The organism is Pedobacter sp. 01T416_2 (assembly GCF_056398925.1).
Map to the genome: position 1 here is coordinate 1 of NZ_JBFTQI010000496.1, position 4494 is coordinate 4494.

Below are 4494 nucleotides of genomic sequence, written 5' to 3' on the forward strand. Positions count from 1 at the left end.
GGGTAGAACAACGTGGTGTCTACCTCATAATTGTTATGCACTTTGCAACCCTAAATAGTTCCACTGGCTGTGCTACTTAAACCCGATCAAAGCGGGATGCCTCCCGACTTTACATCGGGATCAAATTGGCAGAAGCGGGAGCGGGACTATCGTAACCCAAGCGCTTCTGTACTTGATTTCCAAAAAAAGACTAAGGTTTCCGTTATAATAGTTTATTAGAAACATTGGAAAAACGTTTTAATAAATATTGCTTAGATTTATATGCATTATGCAGTGCAGTCAAACGGTTGATCTCAATTGTAACAAGAATGTGAGATTCGGAATCTGGCCATTATCTCTATCTTGGTTCAAACAATCAAATAAATCTATAAAATCAAAAACACAACATGAACAAAGCATTATCGATTTTTATTGGAGTATTAATCAGCACGAGTGCATTTGCGCAGAGTGATCCTAATCTGGGTATCATACCTGCACCTGTAACCATTACCAGGGCAAACGGAAATTTCATTTTAGATAAAACCACGGTTTTAGTAAATCAAAGCATCGACGGCGCAAAGATGGCTGATTTATTAAACGCTTTTATCGTTACCAAGGCAGGTTTTGCCTTACGTGAAACTAAAATTACCCAACCTAACCAAAAAGCAATTGTTTTAACGTCTGTTGGAGCAGATCAATTGCCAGCTGAAGGTTACACCATTAAAGTTACCCCTAAACAAATTATTTTAACAGGAAAAGGTGCAGGCCTTTTTTATGCGGTTCAATCTGCTATGCAGATGATGCCAGATAAAGTGGCTGATAAAATTACCATCCCGGCAGTTGATATTAACGATTATCCACGTTTTGCTTACCGCGGAACGATGTTGGATGTAAGCCGTCATTTCTTCCCGATCTCTTTTATCAAAAAATACATCGATCAGTTGGCTTATTACAAAATCAATACTTTCCACTGGCATTTAACTGACGATCAGGGCTGGAGATTAGAGATTAAAAAATACCCAAAACTGGTAGAAATCGGTTCTTCACGTAATGGATCTATTATTGGTAATTATCCTGGTAATGGAAATTATCTTACACCGGTTAAAGGTTATTATACCCAAGAAGAAGCTAAAGAAATTGTGAGATATGCGGCTACGAAATACATTACGGTAATTCCGGAAATCGAATTGCCAGGCCATGCTTCTGCTGCAATTGCTGCTTATCCTGAATTAAGCTGTTTTCCTGACCGTGATACTTTTATCAGCGATAAAACACCATGGGCGGGTAGCAGAAAAGGTAAACAGGTACAACAAACCTGGGGTGTTTTTGACGATATTTTTGTGCCTTCGCAAAATACCTTTACTTTTCTTGAAAATATCTTAGACGAGGTTATCGCTATTTTCCCTTCTAAATACATCCATATTGGAGGCGATGAAGCGCCTAAAACCTATTGGAAAGAATCAACCTTCTGCCAGAACCTCATGAAAGAGAAAGGTTTGAAAGATGAGCATGAATTACAGAGCTATTTCATCCAAACGATAGAAAAACATGTAAACGGAAAAGGACGCTCGATCATTGGTTGGGATGAGATTTTAGAAGGCGGTTTGGCGCCTAATGCAACCGYAATGAGCTGGAGAGGCGAAGATGGCGGAATTGCAGCTGCACAACAAAAACACGATGTAATTATGACCCCAGGATCGATGGGCCTATATATCGACCATAAACAATCTAACTCTCCTGATGAGCCGGTAACCATTGGCGGATTTGCCCCTTACCAAAAGATTTATGCTTACGATCCGATTCCGAAAGTGTTAACTGCCGACGAAAGAAAATATATTAAAGGTGTACAGGCTAATATGTGGTCTGAGTATATTAAAACCACAGCAAAAGCAGAAAATCACGCTTTCCCACGTTTATTGGCTTTATCTGAAATTGCGTGGTCGCCGGTTGAACGTAAAGATTTAAAGAATTTTTCTGAAGAACGTTTACCAGCTCATTTGGCCCGTTTAGATAAAATGAATGTTAATTTCTGGGTACCTACACCAATTGGTCAGAGCGATAAACCCTTAACAGGCGGAGAATTTACAATTGATTTAAAAGCACCTGTAACCGGAGCTAAAATTTATTATTCGATTGATTTATCTCGTCCATCGGAAAATGCATTCTTGTACACTGCGCCAATTAAAATTACAGTACCACAAGGCGAAAAAAGAGTATTAAAAACCATTGTTATTGCACCAAGTGGCAGAAGAAGTGTAACCACAGAAACGGTTTTAAATAACGGAGCACCCGAAATTAAAACAGATGCAAAGAAATAAAATGTTGCTTTAAAAGGCTAAAATACTTAATTTGGGGCAACTAAAACGTCCTAAATAGAATGAAATTACAGAAATATACATTACAGCATCTCTTGTTAATAACAGGGATGCTGTTTTGTTTTGCATGCACAGAAGAAAAACCTAAAGAAATTAAGACAGAAACTGAAAAAGTGCAGAAAAACCCCTTCCGTTTTTATAAAGATATAGAAGTGAGACCTGGATTGAATTTCGAAATTGTAAGCTGGGGAAAAGGGGTTGACTCTATTGGGGGGTATCAGATTCTTATGTCTGATTCTGTGCGTAATAATTACAGGTCGGCCGCCGTAGATCGTAAAGGTATTGTGATTGATGCCTGGAATATGGATTTAGACAATGATGGAAATCCTGAATTGTATATTCAGCTCTTAAGCAAAAAAACAGTTTCGGATTTAAATGTTTTTGAATACACGCGTGGCGATTTCAATAAAATCAGTTTCCCTTCTTTAAGCACCAGTCAAAAGAAAGGTTATACCGGTAACGATAATTTTTTTATTAAAAACGGCGACCTGTTCCGTTCTTTTCCGGTAAAAGACAGCGCAGATAGTACTAAAACGATTACCAAGACCTATCAATATAAATTAAGTGGAAATGGTTTTTCTACAAGCGAGGTGAAGCCTGAGGAGGGGAAAGCTAAAAGCTAAAAGACTAAAGGTGAAAGGCGTAGCGCGTGGAGCGTAAGGAGAGGGATCATACTTTGAAGGATCGTCATCCTGAACTTGTTTCAGGATCTATCACGTAATTTAAAAACAATGGACAACGAAAAATTTTCTATCATTGATCGGATCAAGAGCTTTAAATATGCTTTTAACGGACTAAAACTGTTCTTCATTAACGATCATAATGGAAGAGTTCATTTGTTTGCAGCGATCGTTGCCATTGGTTTATCCTTTTACCTGAAAATTTCCGGTTCAGAATGGATTGCCATTTTATCTGTTATTTCGGCTGTTTTTGTGGCCGAAATTTTAAATTCTGCTCTCGAAAAACTGGCCGATGTGGTTTCTCCAAACTATCACCCCAAAATTAAAGTAGTAAAAGATTTGGCTGCTGCTGCGGTTTTGGTGGCTGCATTTCTGGCGGTAACGGTTGGTGCTATTATTTTTATTCCAAAACTATTTTTGTAATTCGGCCATAGCAGTCCTCGATTCTTCAATCTTATCCTGAATAATGTCATCCCACCGGGCCTGCATTTTATGGTTGCTGCCGTGCTCGGTTTCTTCATCATAGTTACGTTGCATGGTGTCGAAATAATTACTGATCTGATTGGCGAGTTCAGATATTTGGGCTTTATAGTTGCTTACAGCATAGTTTCGGTTTTTTAATACCCTTTCGGCCTCCAATAGTAAAATATAATGAATATCTGCGTGTCCTTGTTCGTGGTGTAAAAGACTTGCCCTAATTTCAGGATCTTTAATTTTATCCCACTTAACCCACGATCTCGTTTTATCAATGCTCACATCATTTTTAAGCTTAATGGCAACGCGATTACGGTAAACGGTACTTTCGTAACTATATTTCCATGTCATGGCAGTCAGTGCAAAAAATGGCGAGCGCATATCGGCTTTTCCTTTAAAATGCGTTTCCCAATTTAATTGAATAGGCTCGGAAAAATCTTGTTTAAAAGCAAAAGTACATGGCAGTGCCAGCAAAAATAAAAGGGATATAATATGTCTTTTCACCTGTGTAATTTTAGTTTCAACGCTGGTGAAGCTATCATGATTTAGTTATTCCGTTGTTAAATGGTAAATCATGATGGTTTCATGTGTTGGTTTTTACAGTGAAAAAACCGTGCCTAAAATTATTCGGGAGTAGAAATCTGWCCGCTAATGCGCTCAAATTTCTCGATCAATAAAGCTATACGTTCTTTTTCCCTGCTCATCACAGCCTTTCTTAATACTGTTGAGCAAAATAACATCCATATTGCAGTTAAGCCTACAGCTAAAACTTTTTGAACAGTGTTAAAGTGTGCAAGAATTTCTACAAAATAAAATATGATGCCCAAGGAAAGTGCAATCATATAAAACCAATATAAAGAGTTGTAAAGTTTATAACGGTTTAATTGATAGGTTTTTAGGTTGTTTAAGTATTCGTGCGGGTGAGCGGTAAAATCGGTTTTAGAAATTAACCTGTAATCGCGGTACAGAATTAAGGTATATACGCC

4 protein-coding genes and 1 pseudogene are annotated in these 4494 nt (G+C 38.0%); 3 read left to right on the forward strand and 2 right to left on the reverse strand.

Features of this window, described 5'->3' with window-relative positions; translation table 11 throughout:
• Window positions 1–386: 386 nt before the first annotated feature.
• From AC1DPQ_RS18810 to AC1DPQ_RS18820, 3 genes are all read left to right on the forward strand, one after another.
• On the forward strand, window positions 387–2297 hold the full coding sequence (locus AC1DPQ_RS18810) for a beta-N-acetylhexosaminidase (RefSeq protein ID WP_477610521.1): 1911 nt from the start codon (window positions 387–389) through the stop codon (window positions 2295–2297).
• 59 nt (window positions 2298–2356) lie between these two features.
• Window positions 2357–2977, forward strand: a complete 621-nt coding sequence (locus AC1DPQ_RS18815; RefSeq protein WP_477610522.1) for a hypothetical protein — start codon at window positions 2357–2359, stop codon at window positions 2975–2977.
• Window positions 2978–3085: 108 nt separating this feature from the next.
• Window positions 3086–3457 (forward strand): diacylglycerol kinase family protein, encoded by a 372-nt coding sequence (locus AC1DPQ_RS18820; RefSeq protein ID WP_477610523.1) that lies wholly within the window; start codon window positions 3086–3088, stop codon window positions 3455–3457.
• On the opposite strand, the gene AC1DPQ_RS18825 is transcribed toward AC1DPQ_RS18820, so the two are convergent.
• Together AC1DPQ_RS18825 and AC1DPQ_RS18830 are read right to left on the reverse strand one after the other, a co-directional pair.
• Window positions 3446–4012: a DUF922 domain-containing protein gene (locus tag AC1DPQ_RS18825; RefSeq protein ID WP_477610524.1), complete on the reverse strand. Its 567-nt coding sequence runs from the start codon at window positions 4010–4012 to the stop codon at window positions 3446–3448. The genes AC1DPQ_RS18820 and AC1DPQ_RS18825 overlap by 12 nt on opposite strands.
• 119 nt (window positions 4013–4131) lie before the next feature.
• A pseudogene (locus tag AC1DPQ_RS18830) lies at window positions 4132–4494 on the reverse strand (hypothetical protein); the annotation flags it as partial.

Bases quoted from the DNA above. Each gene is read 5' to 3' on its own strand.
- AC1DPQ_RS18815 (WP_477610522.1), top strand. From the start codon at position 2,357: ATGAAATTACAGAAATATACATTACAGCATCTCTTGTTAATAACAGGG.
- AC1DPQ_RS18820 (WP_477610523.1), top strand. From the start codon at position 3,086: ATGGACAACGAAAAATTTTCTATCATTGATCGGATCAAGAGCTTTAAA.